Origin of the sequence: Acinetobacter sp. 161(2023) (assembly GCF_037027805.1) — a bacterium.
Lineage (GTDB): Bacteria > Pseudomonadota > Gammaproteobacteria > Pseudomonadales > Moraxellaceae > Acinetobacter.
The window spans coordinates 1-21392 of record NZ_JAZEYD010000014.1 but is presented as its reverse complement, the minus strand read 5'-3'; the positions used below and the strand labels follow the sequence as shown (position 1 = coordinate 21392).

Annotated in this window: 22 protein-coding genes and 2 pseudogenes; 10 read left to right on the top strand and 14 right to left on the bottom strand. The window is 36.0% G+C overall.

Going from position 1 to position 21392, the window contains the following annotated elements:
- Positions 1-119: 119 nt before the first annotated feature.
- Positions 120-914: a DUF817 family protein gene (locus WA249_RS14095; protein ID WP_336169600.1), complete on the bottom strand. Its 795-nt coding sequence runs from the start codon at positions 912-914 to the stop codon at positions 120-122.
- Between the two features lie 6 nt (positions 915-920).
- The gene (gene hemE / locus WA249_RS14090; protein ID WP_336169598.1) at positions 921-1994 is read right to left on the bottom strand and encodes a uroporphyrinogen decarboxylase; all 1074 of its coding nucleotides are present in this window, start codon (positions 1992-1994) and stop codon (positions 921-923) included.
- Positions 1995-2296: 302 nt separating this feature from the next.
- Here hemE and WA249_RS14085 point away from each other — a divergent pair, with 302 nt between their 5' ends.
- Together WA249_RS14085 and WA249_RS14080 are read left to right on the top strand one after the other, a co-directional pair.
- Positions 2297-3535 carry a L,D-transpeptidase family protein gene (locus WA249_RS14085; RefSeq protein WP_336169596.1) on the top strand — a complete coding sequence of 413 codons (1239 nt, stop codon included), beginning with the start codon at positions 2297-2299 and terminating at the stop codon, positions 3533-3535.
- Positions 3536-3723: 188 nt separating this feature from the next.
- Positions 3724-4410 (top strand): pirin family protein, encoded by a 687-nt coding sequence (locus WA249_RS14080; protein ID WP_336169594.1) that lies wholly within the window; start codon positions 3724-3726, stop codon positions 4408-4410.
- 493 nt (positions 4411-4903) lie between these two features.
- Here the strand turns inward: WA249_RS14080 and WA249_RS14070 are convergent, their stop codons facing one another.
- Positions 4904-5527, bottom strand: coding sequence for a helix-turn-helix transcriptional regulator (locus tag WA249_RS14070; protein WP_336169588.1), 624 nt, complete (start codon positions 5525-5527; stop codon positions 4904-4906).
- A 255-nt stretch (positions 5528-5782) separates the two neighbouring features.
- On the opposite strand from WA249_RS14070, the gene WA249_RS14065 reads away from it, so the two are divergent.
- Entirely contained in the window at positions 5783-6751 is a 969-nt protein-coding gene (locus tag WA249_RS14065; protein ID WP_336169586.1) for a threo-3-hydroxy-L-aspartate ammonia-lyase, read from the top strand.
- A 131-nt stretch (positions 6752-6882) separates the two neighbouring features.
- Positions 6883-7794 carry an ornithine cyclodeaminase family protein gene (locus tag WA249_RS14060; protein WP_336169584.1) on the top strand — a complete coding sequence of 304 codons (912 nt, stop codon included), beginning with the start codon at positions 6883-6885 and terminating at the stop codon, positions 7792-7794.
- A 103-nt stretch (positions 7795-7897) separates the two neighbouring features.
- On the opposite strand, the gene WA249_RS14055 is transcribed toward WA249_RS14060, so the two are convergent.
- The 4 genes from WA249_RS14055 to WA249_RS14040 all read right to left on the bottom strand — a co-directional run bounded on the left by WA249_RS14055 (position 7898) and on the right by WA249_RS14040 (position 11475).
- The gene (locus tag WA249_RS14055) at positions 7898-8506 is read right to left on the bottom strand and encodes a M17 family peptidase N-terminal domain-containing protein (RefSeq protein WP_336169582.1); all 609 of its coding nucleotides are present in this window, start codon (positions 8504-8506) and stop codon (positions 7898-7900) included.
- An 18-nt stretch (positions 8507-8524) separates the two neighbouring features.
- Positions 8525-9985, bottom strand: a complete 1461-nt coding sequence (locus WA249_RS14050; RefSeq protein ID WP_336169580.1) for an alginate export family protein — start codon at positions 9983-9985, stop codon at positions 8525-8527.
- 111 nt (positions 9986-10096) lie between these two features.
- Positions 10097-11011: a glyoxalase gene (locus tag WA249_RS14045; protein ID WP_336169579.1), complete on the bottom strand. Its 915-nt coding sequence runs from the start codon at positions 11009-11011 to the stop codon at positions 10097-10099.
- A gap of 32 nt (positions 11012-11043) precedes the next feature.
- Positions 11044-11475, bottom strand: a complete 432-nt coding sequence (locus tag WA249_RS14040; RefSeq protein WP_336169577.1) for a DoxX family protein — start codon at positions 11473-11475, stop codon at positions 11044-11046.
- A gap of 313 nt (positions 11476-11788) precedes the next feature.
- Between WA249_RS14040 and WA249_RS14035 the strand changes: the two genes are divergently transcribed.
- Positions 11789-12646, top strand: a complete 858-nt coding sequence (locus WA249_RS14035) for a LysR family transcriptional regulator (protein WP_336169575.1) — start codon at positions 11789-11791, stop codon at positions 12644-12646.
- Between the two features lie 36 nt (positions 12647-12682).
- On the opposite strand, the gene WA249_RS14030 is transcribed toward WA249_RS14035, so the two are convergent.
- From WA249_RS14030 to WA249_RS14010, 5 genes are all read right to left on the bottom strand, one after another.
- Positions 12683-13990, bottom strand: coding sequence for an MFS transporter (locus WA249_RS14030; RefSeq protein ID WP_336169573.1), 1308 nt, complete (start codon positions 13988-13990; stop codon positions 12683-12685).
- Positions 13991-14124: 134 nt separating this feature from the next.
- Positions 14125-14691 (bottom strand): TetR/AcrR family transcriptional regulator, encoded by a 567-nt coding sequence (locus WA249_RS14025; RefSeq protein ID WP_336169571.1) that lies wholly within the window; start codon positions 14689-14691, stop codon positions 14125-14127.
- 786 nt (positions 14692-15477) lie between these two features.
- The gene (locus tag WA249_RS14020) at positions 15478-15684 is read right to left on the bottom strand and encodes a hypothetical protein (protein ID WP_336169569.1); all 207 of its coding nucleotides are present in this window, start codon (positions 15682-15684) and stop codon (positions 15478-15480) included.
- Between the two features lie 68 nt (positions 15685-15752).
- Entirely contained in the window at positions 15753-15980 is a 228-nt protein-coding gene (locus tag WA249_RS14015) for a hypothetical protein (protein ID WP_107882789.1), read from the bottom strand.
- A 110-nt stretch (positions 15981-16090) separates the two neighbouring features.
- Entirely contained in the window at positions 16091-16306 is a 216-nt protein-coding gene (locus WA249_RS14010; RefSeq protein ID WP_003650532.1) for a cold-shock protein, read from the bottom strand.
- Between the two features lie 482 nt (positions 16307-16788).
- Here WA249_RS14010 and WA249_RS14005 point away from each other — a divergent pair, with 482 nt between their 5' ends.
- Entirely contained in the window at positions 16789-17631 is an 843-nt protein-coding gene (locus WA249_RS14005; RefSeq protein WP_336169565.1) for a PAAR domain-containing protein, read from the top strand.
- Positions 17628-18269, top strand: a complete 642-nt coding sequence (locus WA249_RS14000) for a hypothetical protein (protein ID WP_336169563.1) — start codon at positions 17628-17630, stop codon at positions 18267-18269. The genes WA249_RS14005 and WA249_RS14000 overlap by 4 nt, the downstream gene beginning before the upstream one ends.
- Before the next feature lie 268 nt (positions 18270-18537).
- Here WA249_RS14000 and WA249_RS13995 read toward each other — a convergent pair whose 3' ends face one another.
- Positions 18538-19350: a hypothetical protein gene (locus WA249_RS13995; RefSeq protein WP_336169561.1), complete on the bottom strand. Its 813-nt coding sequence runs from the start codon at positions 19348-19350 to the stop codon at positions 18538-18540.
- 83 nt (positions 19351-19433) lie between these two features.
- Between WA249_RS13995 and WA249_RS13990 the strand changes: the two are divergent.
- The 3 genes and pseudogenes from WA249_RS13990 (at position 19434) to WA249_RS13980 (ending at position 21064) form a co-directional block, all read left to right on the top strand.
- Positions 19434-19966 (top strand): annotated as a pseudogene (locus WA249_RS13990) (PAAR domain-containing protein).
- Positions 19959-20648, top strand: a complete 690-nt coding sequence (locus tag WA249_RS13985) for a zinc protease (protein WP_336169556.1) — start codon at positions 19959-19961, stop codon at positions 20646-20648. Before WA249_RS13990 ends, WA249_RS13985 begins: the two are co-directional and overlap by 8 nt.
- A gap of 2 nt (positions 20649-20650) precedes the next feature.
- Entirely contained in the window at positions 20651-21064 is a 414-nt protein-coding gene (locus tag WA249_RS13980) for an NF045616 family extracytoplasmic (lipo)protein (RefSeq protein ID WP_336169554.1), read from the top strand.
- A 102-nt stretch (positions 21065-21166) separates the two neighbouring features.
- Here the strand turns inward: WA249_RS13980 and WA249_RS13975 are convergent.
- Positions 21167-21392: pseudogene (locus WA249_RS13975) on the bottom strand (hypothetical protein); the annotation flags it as partial.

Sequence of the window (21392 nt, the reverse complement as noted above, 5' to 3'; positions counted from 1 at the left end):
TGTTTCTTATGTGTTGTATTGTTATGTGTAATTCTTATTACACGATATTAAAGATAACGAGAAGACTGTGATTTAGCAATTAAAAAATAAACAATATGATGAAAAGTGCAAAAGAAAAATTATCTTAAATTCCAGTTACCTTGATTATCCCTGTTGCCTAATATTTTAAGCACAAGTACTAGACTTAAAATTAATAATAAATACCATGAACCTAGCTTGCCCCAACCCACCATATGCCAAGCATTAACCTGACTTGGATAGAGCCAGATTTTATAAAATGTACTTATATTTTCAGCGATCCAAATGAAAAACGCGAGCGTCAATAATATTGGTAACATCGAGATTTTAAATTTATGTTGATTAAGTTGAAAATAAAGTTTTGTTTTCCAAAAAATAAAAATACTAATCGCAAATAAAATATAGCGAATATCGGGAACAAAAAATTTGCTCATAAAATTTATATATGAGAAAAAGGCTAACAACAGCATACTTCCAAAACTTGGAAGCTTTTCAAAAGAAACCTGAAACAGTCGTATTGACCGTGCGAAGAAACTACCTACAGCCGAATACATAAAGCCTGCAAATAAAGGCACCGTAATGATTTTAAATACAGCAGGCTGCGGGTATTGCCATGAAGCAATACCAGGATGCGTCAAAAAGATTTCCATGACCATCGCCATAACGTGAAACAAAGCAATCACTTTGGCTTCAGCCCATGACTCCAGTTTTAAATAGAGTAAGCAGATCTGGATTAACACTGCATAGATGAGTAAATAATCATAACGATAAAAACCCATATATTCATGGCTTCCCATCGGCGCTGTTAAAGCAAAAGCAATTAAAAGCAAAATACCAAACAAGGCTGCAGAAACAGCCTTGCCGATAAATTGAAACGGTAAAGTTAAATATTGCACAAAAAACTATCCTAGATATTTAGCGCTATACTCATGTACTGTATCTACAAAGATTTTTGGCTGCGCCGGGTCTACCCATTGGGTAATGCCATGACCTAAGTTTGCAACATAGCCAGTCTTTTCACCATTTGCATAGGCATCGTCCAACATCGCTTTCACTGCTTTCTCAATTGAAGCAGCTGAACCATATAAAACTGCCGGATCAAGGTTCCCTTGTAAAGCTACACGCCCAGCCACTGTAGTTCGAGCTGTATTTAATGGTGTCGTCCAATCTAAACCTAATGCATCCGCACCTGTGCTCATCATTGGCTCTAACCATTGGCCACCACCTTTAGTGAACACAATGATAGGAATGCGTCGGCCATCTTTCTCTCGTTGCAAACCTGCAATGATTTTATTCATGTAGTTTAAAGAGAATTCGACATATTCACGATGTGCCATTGCCCCGCCCCAGCTATCAAAGATCTGAATGGCCTGAGCACCTGCATCAATTTGAGCATTTAAATAGTCAATGACTGAGTCTGCTAAATGATCGAGTAAAGCATGCAAAACTTCTGGTTGGGCATACATCATCTGCTTGGTAAAACGGAACTCTTTACTTGAACCACCTTCAACCATATAAGTCGCTAAAGTCCAAGGGCTACCAGAAAAACCAATCAGTGGAACTTGACCACCTAAAGCAGAGCGAATCGTACTTACAGCGTTCATCACATAATCAAGGTCTACTTTTGCATTTAACTTAGGTAAATTCGCAACGTCTTGTTCAGTACGCACAGTTTTATGGAATTTTGGTCCTTCACCTGTTTCAAAATAAAGACCTAAACCCAGTGCATCTGGAATTGTTAAAATATCTGAAAATAAAATTGCTGCATCTAAATCATAGCGACGCAAAGGTTGTAAAGTAACTTCACAGGCAAAATCTGTATTTTTACATAAAGATAGGAAATCACCTGCTTTTGAACGTGTTTCACGATATTCAGGCAAATAACGCCCTGCTTGACGCATCATCCATACTGGCGTGGTATCTACAGGTTCGCGTAACAAAGCACGGAGGAAACGATCATTTTTCAAAGTCGTCATTACCAATCTCTATCTTCTTTATGTGGCAGCATCATATCAAAAACAGAGACATTTTTATAATTTCAATTTCACACAAAAAACTCGTCAATCTACTAAAAAATGCATATTTACACAAAAGTCTACTGCAAGACGTGGGGTTTTCTGCAATACTTGCAACATGTTACATTGGGGTCATTGGATATTCTTTTAATCACTTAATTACCAATCTTGGGCTCATATAAATGAGTTATTGGTAGTTTTTTGCACTTTGAGTTTAGATCAATCCCCTATTGCTTATATGAAAATTCTTAAGGTTGAATTACATGTTTGTTCGCTCATTACTCGCTATGAGTTTAAGTTGTATTATTGCTAATGTTGCTTTTGCTGCTTCAACAACTGAGCAACCCCTGAACCCTAAAAAGGTATCAGCTCCTGTAGAAGATCCGATTGATCCTTTAGCAGTAGATGCAGCTTCAACTGTACAAGCTCAAGCTCCGACACAAATTACTGCTCAAGAACAAAATGACCTAAATCGAGCGTCAACAACATTACAGAATTTGCAGAAAACAGAAGACCCAAATGCCGAGTCTGGTATTGCTGCGTCTACACCAACAGCTGCTAAAAGCACAGCGACGTCTAAGACCGCAAAAGTGTCTGCTGCGTCATGGACATTAGATGGCTTAAACTCGGCAGAATGGTCTGAAAATATTGGTAAAGGCCAACTTCCAGTCTATGCGCGTGCACATGTGATGCTTAATAATGCACATGCTTCGCCAGGTGCAATTGACGGCATGAGCGGTAAAAATACATTAAAAGCAATTTCTTCATTCCAACAAATGAATGGTTTATCACCTACTGGTGACCTGACCAAAGAAACTTGGGATGCATTGGTTGCGAAACAAACCAAGCCAGCATTTATTGAATACACAATTACTGATGCAGACTTAAAAGGTCCATATGCTGAGTCAATTCCTTCTGACTACGCATTACAAGCTAAAATGAAAGGTTTGTACTACACACGTGTGACCGAAATGTTGGGTGAGAAGTTTCATATTGATGAAGGTTTCTTAAAGAAATTAAACCCAACTGCGACATTCAAAAAAGTGGGTGAAAAAATCATTGTTCCAAACGTGCGCAATGATTTACCAGAAGATATTCATTTGATTATTGCCCATAAAGGTGCAAAACAATTGTATCTCTTCAATAGCCGGAACCAAATGATTGCCTCATTTCCTGCAACAATTGGCAGTACTGATACGCCTTCTCCGGCCGGTACTTACAAGGTAGTTGGTGTGGCACGTAACCCTTGGTACAGCTATTCACCTTCGAACTTCGTACAAGGTAAAAACTTAAAACCTCTTTCTTTACCACCTGGCCCAAATGCTCCAGTAGGTAATATCTGGATTGGTTTAAGTAAAAAATCTTTTGGTATTCACGGAACTCCAAATCCATCTTTAATTTCTAAAACTGCATCACACGGTTGTATCCGTTTGACTAACTGGGATGCAAACGATTTAGGAAATAAAGTACGTTCTGGTGTAACTGTAAAATTCCTTGAATAATCAATATATTATTAAAAAAACCTGCCTGCATGGCAGGTTTTTTATTGTTAAAAATGCATTGATAAATAAAAAACTTTACAACCATATCAATTATGCAACGACATGTTGCAGTTAGCCTATTTTTCTAACCTCTATAGAACGTTAATATATTTCTCAAGAGATAAATAAAAAATTTGGGAGATTAGATCATGAATGCTTATCTACATCGTGGTGAAGATCGAGGTCATGTAAAAGCGGGTTGGTTAGAGTCTTATCATAGCTTTTCATTTGGTAGCTGGTATAACCCTAAATATATGGGTGTAAGTGCTTTACGAGTTATTAATGACGACAAGATTGATGCGCATAATGGTTTCGGTACGCACTCGCATGACAATATGGAAATCTTAACCTGTGTGCTCGATGGTGCAATTTCACACCGCGACACGATGGGAAATGAAGGCCAGATTAAAGCAGGTGAATGGCAACTCATGAGTGCTGGTACAGGTGTTGCCCACAGTGAAATCAACAACACTGATACGCCTGTACATTTATTACAAATTTGGATTATTCCAAACGTAAGAGATGCAGAGCCAAATTATCAGCAAATTAGCCTTGACCCACGTAATGATCCAAACAAATGGCATTTAATTGCAGGTCCCGATGCAAATGCACCGATGCATATCCGTCAAAATGCGGAAGTAAAGTCTGCTGTATTGGAAAAAGGACATGAGTTAAGTGTTGAGCCAGTTAAAAAAGTGAACTATGTTCACGTGATTTCAGGTGTAATCCGTATTGGTGATCAAGAAATAAAAGCTGGTGATGCTTTCGTGTTTGAAGATAAAGCGATAATTCAAGCAACTGAAGATAGTCAATTTATCTGGTTTGACTTACCTTAAATAATCAAAAGCCCTTTGCACAAAAGGGCTTTTTTTAATCTCCCCCACCGCTGCTATCACAGCTACCTGAATCTGAAGATGATGAACAATCATTTGAATAACTAGAGCTATGATGATGACTAATGTCATTAAAGTGATGGTGTGATGAAGATGAATAATCATGCTCACCCGATGATGAATAATTTTTTCGATAGTGGAGAAAAGCAATTAAAAGAAATAGTCCAATACTGGAAAAAATGGTAATAAATACAATAATAAATATCTTCAAATAATGACCTCCTCAATAAAGCTACAAAGATAATTGTTGTATTGCCTACTTCTTTATTTAAATAAGCCAGACCTAATAAACAAGTTATTTTTTATAAATAAGATACAACTTCTAAAACAAAAAATTGGCAGAGTAACCTTTCAAAAAGTATAAAGGTTACGCCATACCCATCTCGACAAAAATTAAAACAAGCCATTTGAAGCTTATAAATTCTTAAAAAAGATTTTAAGTTTCCTTTACATACAAATAAGCACTCGCTCTTGATATACCTAAATGCTGCGCAACTGTCTCCACAGCCTTTTTAATTTCTAATAACCCATTATTCTTCAATTCGTGTATTAACTCTTTTCTCTCGTTGAGTTTTAACATACGCGGTGTCGTTGCATGTTTTGAGGCAAATTGATCAATATATTTTCGAATAGCTTCCGTGCCATTCGGCTCCAAATTTTCAATAACGTTATTCGTTTCAATTTTAGTGAAATGCTCTAAAGCACTTTGCATTCCCCTAAATAGGGTTAAATCAATATTCATGCATAAAGCGGCCACATACTGACCCTCTTCATCTTTAATCCCAATAGAAGTACTTTTTGCGGGACGACCATCAGCAAACTGGTTTGCATAGTTTGAAATAAGATTTGGAAATTCTGGCGACATAATTCTAGCCAGCCCTAACTCAGTTGCTGGATCTCCAATTTTTCGACCAGATAAGTTATTGTGGATTGAGAGTATGGCATGCTCAGGATTCGTTAAGTCATGGACCACAACTTCGCAAAAAGGAGATAGCGTTTCACTTAAACCCTTTGCGATTGTATCTAGTTGAGTGAGTAAATGTTTATCGCGATTTCCCAATTTATTTCCTCCAAATGACTTACTGGCTACTTCAAACCCTAGCGTCAAGTATGCAAGTAGCAATTTAGACTTTTTATCTAATTTTAAACTTAATGTAAATCAAAATCTTATATCTCATTGTTATCACATTAGAAAATAAAATTAGACATTTTATCTAAATATATATATTTTATCTAAACAAGGTCTATATATTGTGCGTTCCTTGAGCAATACGAAATCTTGCATCCAAAACACTGAATAGAATTAGGTTTAATTATGAAAAATTTAACCCTTCCCACTTATGAAGATGTCGCAGCCGCTGCTGAGCGTATTAAAGGTTTTGCAAATAAAACCCCTGTTTTAACTTCACGTACGGTTAACAATGAATTTGAAGCAGAAGTATTCTTTAAATGTGAGAATTATCAGCGCATTGGTGCTTTCAAATTTCGTGGTGCGATGAATGCGCTTTTGCAATTCAATGATGCTCAGAAAAAAGCTGGTGTGGTTGCTTTCTCTTCGGGAAATCATGCGCAATCTATTGCGCTGTCGTCCAAAATTCTTGGTATTCCAGCAACTATCATCATGCCTAAAGATGCGCCTGCTGCAAAAATGGCAGCAACGCGAGAATACGGCGGCAATATTGTTGAATATAACCGTTATACAGAAAGTCGAGAACAAATTGGTAAAGAAATTGCCGAAAAAAATGGCCTAACACTCATTCCGTCTTATGACCATCCACATGTAATTGCAGGTCAAGGAACGGTTGCAAAAGAGCTATTTGAAGAGGTTGGCGAATTAGATTACCTATTTGTAGGCTTAGGTGGTGGAGGTTTATTGGCAGGTTCTTCCTTGTCTGCCCGTCAACTCTCTCCGAAATGTAAAATATATGGTGTTGAACCTGCTCTAGGAAATGATGGACAAATGTCTTTTCGAAAAGGAGAAATTGTTCAGATTGATATACCTAAAACAATTGCCGATGGTGCTCAACTTCAAAGTGTAGGCAAATTAACTTTTCCTATCATTCAACAGAATGTAGATGACATTTTGACAGTAGAAGACGAAGAACTTATTAGCTGTATGAAGTTCTTTGCTGAAAGAATGAAAATGGTGGTTGAACCGACTGGATGTCTCGGATTTGCTGCTGCACGTAATTTAAAGCATGAGTTAAAAGGCAAACGTATAGGCATCATCATTAGTGGCGGAAATGTCGATATTTCTAAATATGTAGAGTTTTTATCAGCTTAATAAAAGTCGATGTCTATCAAAGTCTTAAGTCTATCTATGATGTCAGTTAAAGCGTCATGGATAGACATTCAATATGCACTGACCTCTCGACGTGTTCGCGTCTTAATTTAAATAAACTTTTGGAGATGGTGATGAGATTTATTTCTGAGTCTGAATCTTCTGCTCTCATCAATCATGAACTGGCTTATGATGCTATTTACCAAGCTTTAATTGCTGCAACTCAACCCGACACTCAAAGTTTTCCTGTAGTTCATGGTCAAGGGTCCGATAGCAAAAATACCTTTAGTGTTAAATCATCGGCGACTCAGCACTTAGCTGGCCTTAAAGTTGGTTCGTTTTGGGAAGAGAACCCCAAAAATGGTTTGCCTCGCCATAACGCGCTCATTTTATTATTTAATCAAGCCAATGGAAAAATGGCAGCAGCCATTGAAGCAGGCAAAGTCAATGCCTTCCGTACAGCTGCTTCTAATGCAGTTGCGACCAATATATTGGCAAGAAAAGATTCAAAAGTATTAGCGATATTTGGCACAGGAAATCAGGCCAAATATGAATGTGAGGCTTTAGCAAGAATTAGAAATTTTGAACAGATTTTGATAGTAGGACGCGACCAAAGTAAAGCTGAAAAAATGATAGAAAACCTCAAACACTTAGGCGTTAAGCTTCAAGTTATGAGTGCAAAAGAAGCCTGTGAGCAAGCCGATATTATTGTAACTGCAACGTCCTCCCACACTCCTCTTTTTAAAGCTGAATGGGTCAAAGCTGGCACTCATATTTCATCTATGGGTTCAGATAAACAAGGCAAACAAGAACTTCCGCCAGAGTTATTTTCACATAGTGACTTATTTTGTGATCTTGATGTGCAGTCTAAACTCATTGGTGAATTTCAACATGCGCCTGAGTCTGCAATTTTAATTAATATAGGTGATGTGCTTTTAGCAAACACTCAAGGTAGGCAATCTCAGGAACAAATCACAATTTATGACAGTTCAGGGCTATCGATCCAAGATTTATATATCGCTCAGAAAATTTTAGAAATTTCTTAATCTTTACATTTAACTGCATCGTTCAGGTTGATGCAGTTAAATTAAAATCATGTTCCTTTTCATAATGCTTTACTGAATTTTGTTTTTAAAATCAGAATGAATCTTAAATAAAAACTTTGGCAAAAGACGCGCTATATTGCTCAGCCTTAGCATCATAATTTTGAAAACCCGCATCAAATACCCATTTTTCAATTTCAGATTTTTTGACTAATTTGTGCAAATAAAGCTGTGCATGTTTGTCTAATTCTTCTTTTAAACTTCTTAGCATAAGTTCATTTAAACCTGCCGGAGGATTCAGACCTGTATCTAAAATACTCGGCGCAAATGCCACACTTTTAAGTTCCAGTTGATGCGCTGTTCTTACAACAGTTTTTATCGCAGTCTCGATTCGCTCTACCGTGAAATCTTCTGGTGCTCCCATGCCTATAAGCAAAACTTTAGTTGCCTGTATGGTTGAAGGAGTTTGATTAAGTAAAAGTGCATCACCAATTTTTTCACTGAACCAGTTATTTTTTCGTATTTCGTTTAGTCTTCCATTTAGAGCTTCATCTAAATGTGCCAAACCACCCGAAAAAGAACGGTTATTCATTTCATGTTCAAAAATACAAGCACAGGAAAGATCAACCTCGGCCGAGGTAGAATCCCAAGTCACGAGTTCGATGTTTAAACTTTGGTAACGTCCAATTTTAGTTTGCTTTAAATCTGTGCTCATATTTTTACTCTACTCGTTTTACCAGCCATATTTAAGCTCAAGGCCTAAATAGTTTGCGTCTTTACCACCCGCTTTCTTAATGGTATCGCCAACCTCAAAGTGAACGCCTTCGGCAGCAACAGACAAATTAGAATTTATTTTTTGATCTGCTCTCAGTTGAATATATGCACCTGTCCAGCTAGAGCCTTGCCCTGCCGTATTTGCCATGCTGTTATTGCCTTGGAAATAAATCGCATCTTGGGTGGTTTCACGCCACTGGAAACCTAAGGCACTTAACAAAGTAAGTTTCTCTGAAGGCTTGAGCGTCAGAGACGGTTTTAGGTGAATAATATTGCTATAACCACTATAACCCGCCAAAGTAAAATATGAGCCATTTGCAAAAAGCTGGTTAAAGGTATTGAGTTGATTATCGTTAGCACTTTTATCACCTGTAGCAATATCAAACTGGACGCCTAAACGCGGCGACCAAGCTTGCTCAGCAAACGTGTATCCTGTAATGCTACTGAGTCCCCATGCTTGAATAGATTGTCCGCCTATCCTTCCATGTTGCAGCATACCTTCAACATCCCAATCGATATTGTTTTTCTTACCCATATGCCGAACATCATATAAGTCTCGAACTTCATTACCTTTAACACTTGGAAAGGATGCATTATCTCGTTCATAACGTGAGTAATAACCAGATAACTCACCACCCCATACAATTTGTTTATCGACGCGAAAGCCACTAAAGCTAAAGTTACTTTTCGAGTGGTCATTAAAAGTGGAATCTTTTTCAATTTGAACAGGCCGAGTCAAATACCCTAAAATTCTCCAGTCACCATATTCATAATCTGACCAAACGCCATCAAAGGCTTGCCGAACGTTTGGGCCTTCTCTATTCGAAATAAAGCGTTGTAAGTCAAAAGCCATTTCTTGACGGCCGACTCTAAATTTAAAAGTTCCATTATTTAAAGGACCCACCCACGCAATAAAGGCTTGTTCCACATCAAGTCTATTCTGATCGGTACTGCTAATATTCTTTTTATCAAACGCCCGAGCATCACTTAACTGAGTAAATAATTGTAAATGATCACCTATTCGTACATCTGCATGCGCTTGTAATCTTTGAATTAAATAGCTGTCAGCCTGATTATTTCCAGTACCAAACTTGGCATTATTATTGACTTCAAAACGTTCACGAATATTTGCCCCGAGTGATAAATAATTATTATCGCCAAAAGGTATATATTTGAAGTCGTCTCCTATTTTCTTTGGCACACACGGATTTTTTAAAACATCCCAATTTTCTTGCCAACGATTCGTTGAGATTTTTGGACGAGTTGGACATGCATTTGTATTTAAGGCTTCATTTTCTGCATAAGCAGATTCGTAGAAAAATAAACTGCTGGTTAATAACAGACTCATTTTTATTATTTTAAGGTAAGTCTCTGAGTGCTTAGTTCGATATGTTCTAACTTTAAAAACATGCAAGGCCATCAAGTGTTATCCATAGTAATAAATAGGTCGTTGCAGAGACTTGGTGTTTTGCACTCATACTGCTCTTAAGCAACATAAGTGCAAATTTCAATCCATCATTTAGGCTATAAATTATTTGATAGAAGCATGAATTTCGGCAATATAACCACCTGGGAACTGTACCATCGCGGCTTCACGACCATCTGACTTATAGGCATTCACTAATACAGATACACCCGCTTTTGTGGCTTTATCTAAAGTTTCAGATAAATTTTTGACTTCATAACCCGTCATATCGTGTCCATATGGATAAGGAAGATGACCATCAGTGACGAACACTGTCATTTTGCCGAAATCAGATTCAACGCGAATACGTCTATACGTTTCATTTGGGCGACCAATTTCTATGCCTGCGGCTTTAGGGTTATCGGAAACGACTTTACCGTGCGAGAAACTCACGAACTTCTTAACAAACGAGTCAGCACTTTGTTTTGAAACATAAATACGATTTTCTGGAACAGTTTCTAACTGGTTATAGCTAGGCTTAGTCGTGTGCCAATAAAGCTGCATATTCACACCACCCGGCCATTGGATCACTGCATCACGCCCGATCGGGTCAGGAAATGCATCAACAATCACATCTGCCCCATTTGCCTTGGCAGACTGTACGGCTGCGTCCATATCTTTGACTAAATAGCCTGTTCTTTCTAAACCAAAAGGATGTGGAATTGGGGTTTTAAAACCAAATACAGACACTGTGCCAACTGGAGTCAATACAAGTTGAGACATGGTCTGGCTCGGGGTTGGTGTGACTTGGAAAACACCTTGTTTCGACTTGGTACCACCGAATGTTGCGACCAAACTATCGGTAAATTTATCAAAGTCTTCAGGGTTTACATAAACATGCGTTGTATCGTATTGAGGGGCTACACCGGGCGCCTCACTTTTTATACTTGTTGTTGTTTTGGCAAAAACTTGAGGAACTAGGGCAACATTTGTGCCCACTAGCATGGTGCTTAAAAGCAATGCTGATAATGATTTACGCATAAAATGCTCCTGTTTAAATGAGATGCTTAAACTTATTGTGATTTTGAAGATTGATTAGAAAGAATGGTGACCATCACCAACGCAGCGATGAGCCCAAGATGTTCGAAGAAACTATTAAACGTACTAAAAAATGCTGGGCCTGTATGATTCCAAAAGTCGTTTGCAACGAGCATCGCAACTGCGGTTAGACAGCCTAAAGCCCCTGCTCCTAACCAGACAAAACGATTAAAAATAACCAGTAGCGAACCAACAATTTCGATAAAAATAGCGGTAGCTGCCCAAAGCCAAGCGGGTTGTAGACCAAAACTTGCTTGTTCCTCAACCGCCATATGAAAGCCTATAAACTTATTTATTCCCCCCACTAAATACGCTGAAACGAGTGCAACTCGAAGTAGCGAAAGCAATCCATGAATTGATAAGATCTTTTTTACCCATACTGGGTTATTATTAATCAAGTCACTCATCTATTTACCTTTTTGAAATCTCATAGTTTTAATATTTAAAAAATATAAGTTTCATGCATTAATAAAAGTTTATAAAATATTCATTATCTAATTTATAAAATTATCTTTATAAAAATAAGATAATTTAAATAGTTTTAAATATTTTATTAACCTTTATAAAACCAAATAACTTACGATATATAAAATCAAAAATCCGTGTAAACTACTAGATATTTATTTAAATACAAACTGTATTCTAAAAAGATACAATGATTGATAAGTAGAACATCATAATATAGTTTAGCGAAACGCCAATTTAGCCTTTCAAAATTTAATGGATAAAATAGACTGTATTAATACTTTCATTAGTGTCGTAGAAACTGGAAATTTTAGTCATGCTTCTAGAAATCTAGGCATTACGAGAGATCAAGTTTCAAAAAGAATTTTTTATTTAGAAAGTCTATTTAATACATCATTATTTATACGCAACACCCGAAAGATGGACCTCACTCGCTCTGGAGAAAAGTTCTATGAGCGATGCAAAGTCATTGTGAAAGAGTTAGATTTAGCAGCCCATGACTTTGTATACGACCAGAAGTACCCTGAAGGCTTACTCAAAATTAGTGCTCCGCATGCCTTTATCCAAACGTGCTTTTCAGATGTCATTTCTAATTTTCTAAAGAAATACCCCCATATTGAAATTGATCTTATGTTTTCAGACCATTCAAATCATATCAATACCCATAAATTTGATGTGATTTTAAAACTTGAGGAAAATATTGAAGAGCAAAATACTTTTATTTTAAATACGTATAAAAAAAACTTTTATGCAACAGCTTCATTTTCAAATAAACATGAAAAACCTAAAAGCATAGAAGACTTAAGAAAATATAATATATCGTTATATTCAAGATCAGATTTAAAAAATAATTTTATTGATTCACCCCCTCAACTCATCTGCAATAATATAGAAATTCTTTTAGATTTTTGCCAAAAGAATCACAGTATTTTATTTATTCCCGATTTTTTGGCAAAAAAATATGAAGATGCTGGCATTATTATTAATTACTCTCAGGACATCTTTTCATCAACAGTGCATTTCTATGCAACCACACCCTATGGATCAAAAATTCCCAAAAAGGTTCAGTTTTTTTTAGACTCGTTAAAGCAACATTTTCCAAACTATCATTAAATTTTATAAAATTAACCCTATTTACTTTTTTCATCTCTACTTCGTCCATTTGTGATGATAGTCATCAATCACATATTCGTGTGCATGCTCACCATTATGGCTATGGTTAACCAAATGTTCATGTCCAGTAGGTAAATCATCATGAGTATGAGATAAAACTAAATCATCATTTTTCGGCCAGATGAAATAGGCAAAAGACATAGCAACTAAAGCAATAATCGCCATGGGAATGAAAGTAAATAAAGTTCCCAAGTGAGTGCTTAACCATCCCACTAAAGGATATGTAATTAACCAACATGCATGTGAAAACGCGAATTGTGCGGCAAACAAAGCTGTTCTATTTTCACTTGATGCCGACTTACGAATGAGTCGACCCGTTGGAGTTTGTGAGACTGAATACCCTATTCCCAAAACAAACCAGAGCGCTAAAAGCCAATCATATGAAGGGATAAAATATCCACTCAATAAACCAATCACCAAAATTACCGTTCCAGACAACATGACAGATCGGTCATCAAACTTTTCTAAAACTTTAGGAAGCATAAAAGCTGAAAGCATTGATCCCAAGCCAAATAACCCAAACGCCCAAGTAGTCGCATGTTCAGACAATTTAAAAGTGGATTGTACTAAAACGACAGTATTTACAATTACCACCGCACTTGCAGAAGCAATGGCTAGATTTAATGCCAATAAAGCTTTTAAACGAGGAGTGTTGAAATAGATTTTTGCTCCCCTTTTTATTCTGCTATATACACCTTGAAATGCTGCAACCTGAGCCACGGGTAGTTTTGCACTTACAACAAAAAGTGCCGAGCCAATAAATCCTACCACTGTACCTAAAAATAAGTTGTGATAACTCATATAGCTTAGTAAAAAACCTGCCAACATCGGGCTAATAATATTTTCTAAGTCATATGCTAACCGAGATAGAGATAGCGCATTGGTATATTCCCTTTCCTCGGGTAAGACATCGGGAATCATGGCTTGAAATGTTGGGGTAAATGCAGCCGATGCAGACTGTAAAATAAAAATCAGAACATAAATTTGCCAAATTTGAGTAACGAATGGTAGGCATAAAGCAGTGCATGCTCGAATCACATCTAACGTTACCAGAACCTTTTTACGCGGAAGTCTTTCTGCAAAAGCTGAGGCAATTGGGGCGACGCCAATATAAGCAATCATTTTAATTGCCAAAGCAATACCAAGAACTTGCGCAGCCTGCCCTTTAGCAAGGTCATAGGCTTGTAAAGCCAACGCAATTGTAATTAGCCCAGTACCAATCAATGCAATGACTTGGGCCAAAAACAAATGCCGGTATGTGCTATTTTTTAAGACTTCAAGCATTTGATTCTCCTTAGGTAGGAATTCAATTCATTCCAGACAAGGAACTTCTTTAGATGTTAACCTACGAAATTAAAGAGAAGCTTAAAATACCTTTTTATATCGTTGCCTTAGCCGATTATAAAAGCATCTGAAATCTAGTTTAATCTTAGCAATTTCATGATCCACCTCCATTCCAACTCCCTATCTTTTTCATTTGCCTCATCCGAACTTAAAAGCTGAATTATTGTGCCTTCAATCATGTATAAAAATAATTTAGCATCATGAAAGGAAGCATCAGCTTTTAGCTTTATTAGCTGGCTATAGATTTCGTTGATTAACCACGTTCTATATCTCACTGCGACTTGATAGGCTTTTGGATAGGCCAGTTTCGTTTCAAAAATGGCTTTAAACAATAAATAGTACGGCCCTTCTAGATCGGTATGTAAGAAATAAAGTTTCTTTAATTGCTCAATTACATCTGTCCGGTTCGCCTCCTCAGCAATTGAAATCACTTTTTCTTTTAAGCGCTCTTTTTGCACAATCAAACAAATTTCAATAAACCGCTCTTTAGAGTGGAAATAGTTATAAAACGTCATTTTCGCCACTCCTGCTTCTCGCATAATTTTGTCGACGCCCACAATGGGAAATCCATCGTGATGAAACAGATCAATCGCTTTATTTACAACTTTTAAGGCACGTGTTGAAAGAATTAAATTTGGCATTGTTTTACCGTTATAAAATAAATTTTTGTTGTATATAAATGAGATATAAAAAGCCTGTACCCTTTTTGGGAGAAAAAAAGGCACAGCAAAGCCTATAAAGACTGTGCTTGGCACATCTCAAGTTTTATTGTTAATGCAAGTTTTTTGAGCCGTAATGACTTAAAGCCTGAAAACCCTAAAGGTGATCAAGCTGCTTTAAATTTTTAAGTTGTGTCGTTATAGCTTTTGGCAACGGCTGCCAAGAAATAATGGATGTGCAAAGCCAACTCCTTTTTATTGGGAGTTCTGCCAGACATTAATAGGAATTATGGTGGCAGAACGGAAGAAGGTTGACAGACTAGCATAACTCAAACTAGCACACCCGTAGGTGTCCCTCTCCCGTCCTACCGCTACGGGAAAGAGACGAGTGGCACACCACACAAGAGTAGTCCTCAGAAGGAAAAGCTCTGATGCGGGAGTTATTATTCAGCCTGTCAAAGCCGGCTGGCAATGTGGCCAGCAAGCAAAGGATAAGCTTCGGATTTGTTGCAGTCAAGCACACCAAATGACATTTGTTTTAAAATAGATCATTAAAAAGTAAGAATAAATAATAGATAAGTTATTGTTTAAGAGGGGTTTATAAAGGGGGGTATGAAGTAGCAATACGCTAGTGTGGCTTTCACCACCTGCGCTTTATTATTAAAGTTATTGTTTAATTAAGTGTTTGCAACGTGCCCTAGCGCGATGAGGATTTTCTATTTTTGAAAAGAATCTATCCTACCGCGTTAAATGTACTACTTTGATAAATTAATTTATTTTATCAATTTTAAAAATTTTACCACTTAAGGTGCTTTGAAAAAACATTTCAAAACTTGGTCGTATATCTTCGCCTTCAACTGTAATGTATTTTAAATTAGAAAAACATTGAGTATTAGCGAAATTACTATCTACTGTTGCCTGAATGAAGTATTTACTTCCAAACTGGTCTTTAACACTGATATTTTGTTTAATCATTATAATATCCTAATAAAATTATGGCAGAAATAATGGACCCGCCTAAATATCCAATAGCAAGCTGAGTTTTAACTAACTCTATAATCTAATTTAAATAGTTGATTTATAGACGCATAAAAGGTACGCCCATCTAAATTTAAATCAACTTCAATTCCAGAGGAAAGAAGAACTCTTTTTCCAACTTCAACAGTTTTAAAACCATCGCGTGTATTTTGTATTCTATTTAGAGGAATTAAAGACACTAGAATTTCTGTACCATTTTTAGATTTTGCAATTAAGTCATTTATTTTTAACAATTTATATCCTAAATTAAATTTACTTATAATCTTAAAAAAACTTTAAAATTATTTTAAAACCAAAATAAAAGCACCCATTAGTGCTTTTATTTATGAGTGCTTTTAATTATTTATAGAGCAACAATATTTACAGCATTTGGGCCTTTTTGGCCTTGTGCAACACTGAATTCAACACGTTGACCTTCAGCAAGAGTTCTGAAACCTGAGTTAGCGATTTCGCTAAAATGAGCAAAAACGTCTGGTCCTGATTCTGGTTGGATAAAACCGAAACCTTTAGCTTCGTTAAACCACTTAACAGTACCTTTCATGATATTTGAATTAGACATAATACATCCTAGTTTTTTTAAAAATTTAAACCATTTTATTGGTTATGAGTAACATCGAAATAATAAAGAATGGAGCTGAAAATCTGAAAAAAACGAAGGATTATGACTAATACTGCGGTACTTAGAGAAGATTTACCAAACATGACTTTTTCTAGTTATGTTCATTGTATACGAAAAATAAAATTAATCAAGTTTTCTAATATATATATTTATTTTATTTATAAAATAAGGTGATGTTCTGGATTCTAAGTGTTTATAAGGGGGGTGCTCAATGCAGGCAGGCAAAGGACTGTGCTCTACCCTTTTGCAGTCAAGCAAATGACATTTGCTTTTAAATAGATCATTAAAAAGTAAGGATAAATAATGAGTGAGTTACTGTTAAAGGGGGGGTTATAAAGGTTTTTTTTGAAAAAATAGACAGATCTGTATATTTTTCTTTGTTATCATTTGCCCAATTCATGCAAATAACAAGGAATTATAATTTGGCTACACCCTATATCACCATAGGTTGCCCGACTACTGGCGGCGGCAAAGTAATTAGCGGAAATTCATTATTTCTAATTGATGGAAAAGCCGTAGCCTGCACAGGTGATAAAGCCACCTGCCCTACGCATAAAGTGGTAGCCACCATTGTATCGGGTGATCCGTGCATGAATATTTTTGGCAAACTGGCGGCACGTGTTGGTGACTCTCTGTCTTGTGGTTGTAAGCTACTTCCCCAACAAAGTTTAGTTGTTCAAGATAATGGTGGTGGGGCTGGATCTTCTGCAGCTAAATCCTCACCAGCTCCAATGTCTCAAAAGCAACCTACAACAGATAGCTTTGCGAAAGATGAGTACGAAAACTACTACATCGAGAACACAAAAACCACAATGGTTCCGTTTAAACCATGGTTATTTCCGTACGACCAAGACAAAGCGTCTCTATTTGGTCAAGTAATGCAAGCGATGTCTGGTGCTTGTACATTTGAAGTCTCTTATAAGATTGAAAAACAAAATTTATTTGTGACTGCAACTTTACTACCACCAGTATTAAAGGGGGATGCAACAATTTACTCTCAAGCGGCATTGCGCTTATTTAAAAACGGAAAGCAAATTAGTGACGTAATTAATTTAAAAGTGGCAAAGGGTGTTTGGAATACAGAAAATGACAGACAACCAGTTGGCAGTTGTAACGTCAAACTACCAGTGCCAGATTTATCTGCTATCACAGCCCAATTAACCATGAAGTATGATGCTAGATTTGATGGCGGAGCACTATTTACGAATCCACCGAATATAGTACATGAGTTCATAATTACATCTGCAGCAAGAAGGAAGCAATGAGAAAGACACTTACACTAATTATTCTTGGCTCGGCTTTTCTAGCTGGCTGTGGTAATGCCTCTGAAAGCACGAAACAAACCGAAGTAAAAACTGAAACTCAGGCACCTAAAAAGCTGTCTGCTAAGGATCAACAAATTTTAGATAAACACAATGAGTATGTTCAAAAGTATTCTCTTGAAAGCCCAGAAGTTTTAAAAAAACGTATGAAGGAACTATTGCCTGAAATTAATGCAATGGAAGACCAGGGCAAACGAGAAATGCTTCAAATGAATGTGTACTTAGCTGCACAGATGTATGATGAAGCCTTAACTTTAACTGATAAACAAATAGCAAGAAAGCCTGAAAGTCCTGCTCTATATATCTCTAAGTGCCAGATTCTTACGTTGCAGCAAAAAGATAAGCAAGTAATTTCTCAATGCTTTGACAAGGCGGCGGAAGTTTTAAAAGTAGAGCTAGATAAGCCAGAAAACAAGACAAATCCTGATTATAAGCAGGGCGAGTTTACATACTTACTTGCTAAGTACAAAGCTGGTCATCTGGAATATAAGCAAAAAATGCAAAAGTACATTGCAGATACTAAAGATGAAAAATTAAAGGCGTCTTTTACAACAATTTATAATGTAGAAGTTGAAAACTAGATTAAAAAAAGCCCTGATAATTTGGGGCTTTTTATTAGTTGTATGTGGCGTAAAATTGGCGCCATTTTTGTTATTTTTACAGCATTTAAAGCAATTACTGCATATTTTTAGATATTAAAAATGTGCTTACATATTATTAAAACGATGTAAACCCTTTATAAATTTTATTAGGTATATCAAATATCGACCAAGATTTTAATATATTTACTTATATTAAAATATATTTAATCAAACTCTTATTTCTAATTTTTTAGAGGTGTCTAATAAATCATTTTTGATCATCCAAATTTCCAATTAGTGACAAGATATGATCTACAAATAATATTAATGAAATTATTTTTAAGCAATTTATTCTATTAGCATACTCTAAGAAATCTACATGACCATGCAATATGCCATGTCTATTTAATCTATTGATGGGATTAGTCATATCAAGGTTTTTAGTTTGATCACCAATAAAAGATTTACAAGCATTATTAATAACTTCTTCGTAATAAGAAACAATCTCCTGACTTTTTCCTAATAAATTTCTCTCTAAAGCTTGTTTTAAATACATAGGAAACTTGTCTAATTTTAATTGTTCATCAGCACTTAGTTTTTTCTTTTCAGAACCAGCTTTGGTTCTTGTGAAAAAGGGCGATAAACCATACTCAACACTCAAACCATCTAATTGGCTAAGAAATAGAGGTATTGCAGCTACAAATCGTTCTTCACCATACAGTTTGAATGCTTCTTCAAATATATGCTTTCTATGCGGATATGAATCTATTAGTATTTCTTCAATATCAACAAGGTTTTCGGACAAGCATCTGTCCATGTAATTATCGGCTGTTTCACCTTCTAATACTGGTGTTTTGAATGTTAAATAAGAAGGAAACCAACCAAATTGGCTCATTTCGATATACATTTTTTTCTGATATTGACTGTATGTATAAAAGTTATGTACAAATTCTCCTAGTTGTTGCATTCCTAATATAGCCTTATTGGCAATTATTTTTACTTCTTCCCTATTCAAAAATTCATGAACTTTTTGAGCAATTAATTGAATACCATTCAAAAGTTTATTTAGATCATTGTCCACATTAGTACGCCCTTTAAACTTATAAACTCATAATAACTGCACTTAGACTATCAAAAAGCTGAAAAAAATGGCGCTTTGAAAAGATGCTTTACGCCATAAAATGTCGCTTACTCACTCAATTAGGCTGCCCTATACTACAGGTGGCGGCAAAGTAATTAGTGGAAACTCATTGTTTCTAATTGATGGAAAAGCTGTAGCTTGTACGGGCGATAAAGCCACCTGCCCTACACATAAAGTGGTAGCCACCATTGTATCGGGCGATCCGTGCATGAATATTTTTGGCAAAATGGCGGCGCGTGTTGGTGACTCTCTGTCCTGTGGCTGTAAGCTACTTCCGCAACAAAGTTTAGTTGTTCAGGATAATGGCGGTGGTAATTCAACCTCTTCAAAAAGTAATACTAAGAGCTTATTACCTATTGAAAATTTCGGGCATAGATTTTTATTAAAAGATCAACTAACAGATGCACCACTAGCAGGTGTTTGCTATGAAATAGTAAAAAATGGGGAAACGATACATGGCATAACCGATAAACAAGGCTTTACTGAACTAATCACAAATACTAATAGCGAAGAAATAACAATTAATATTATTTATGAGGAACATACACATGGATAAAAATCCAGTGAAGCAATCGGCTAAAATCATTGTAGCAAATGCGAAAGCAAAGCTGACTAAATTGAAAAATAACCAACCTCATCCAACGACTGAAATAAAAATTGAAACTAAAAGAAAATTAACTTCTGGCGAAATTAAAATGTGCCAATTGGTTTTTAAAGATGCTATTGATTACTCAAAAGTATGGATTCATATCGGTGGGTATATTCACAATGCGACAGGTAATGCGATGACACCTGCTGGTGAAATCATGCTTCCTAGATCAGAATATATGGCAACATCAGATTTTAGTAAGGCTTCTGGGGATAATCGTCATTGGTTTATTCATGAAATGGTTCATATTTGGCAATATCAAATGGGGACACCAAATGGATGGTTAGGTTTGAAGCAGCTTTGTAAAGGTGGTTACACCTCAATGGTGACGTCCGTAGATTCTGGTGGTGAACTAAAAGCTTATGATACGGATATTTTGGGACGGGACTTTGGAAAGAAATTTAATGAATTCAATTTTGAACAACAAGGCCGTTTAATTGAGTTTTGGTTTGATGCATGCTATTTACAAAATGTTGACCCTGAAAGAGTACATCACAGACAGAGTCTAAAACTTTTAGGATATGTAGAAAGAATTTTAAGGGATTTTATTCTGAACCCACATGACAAGACGTTATTGCCAAGGTCTTAAAAATGATAAAGCAAAACTTAACTTTAATCTTTATTGCCATAATAAGTATTACGATCAGTGCTTGTAGCCAAGGGCCACGTCCATTGGAAGCAGTTATCAAAAAAAATAACTTATGTGTATTTACGAACAATCCTAAAACTTATGCGAGTTTTGACAACTCTGTTCTAGTTTATTTGGGTAAGATTGACTATACAAAAGAGTTTAAAAGTACTTATAAAAAGTTATATACAAAAGCTCCGCTCCCAATAGAAGAAACTAATTGCGTGGCAATACCATTAGAAGTAATTGATAAGAATGTTGCTTATGAAATAATTTTAGAAACTAATAAGAGTTTTCATGCCAGAATTTGTGTAATAGATAAAGGAAATCGCTTGGAAGTCAAACATATTGAAGCAGGTAAATCCACATGTGACTAAATTTAAAGATGAAATGAAGCCCTGATAATTGAACTGCACCCCCAAAGTTGGACACTTATAGTCTAATTTAGAGGGTGCTTTACTTCATTACTGGTTAATTATCTAGTTTTTTATATGCCTTAGATTATCTAAAGCGATATTAACATCTTTGCATTCAGTACTTGATTTGAAAACATACAATAAAAATTTTTCAAGTACATCAACTTGTTGTACATCAAAGTATTCTAATAATTCTTTAATCGAATCAGGACTATTAGCTCTTTCTAATCGATTCAGCCACCATGTGAAGCTATTACTATACAAAGAATCTGGTTCATTTAAATAGTGC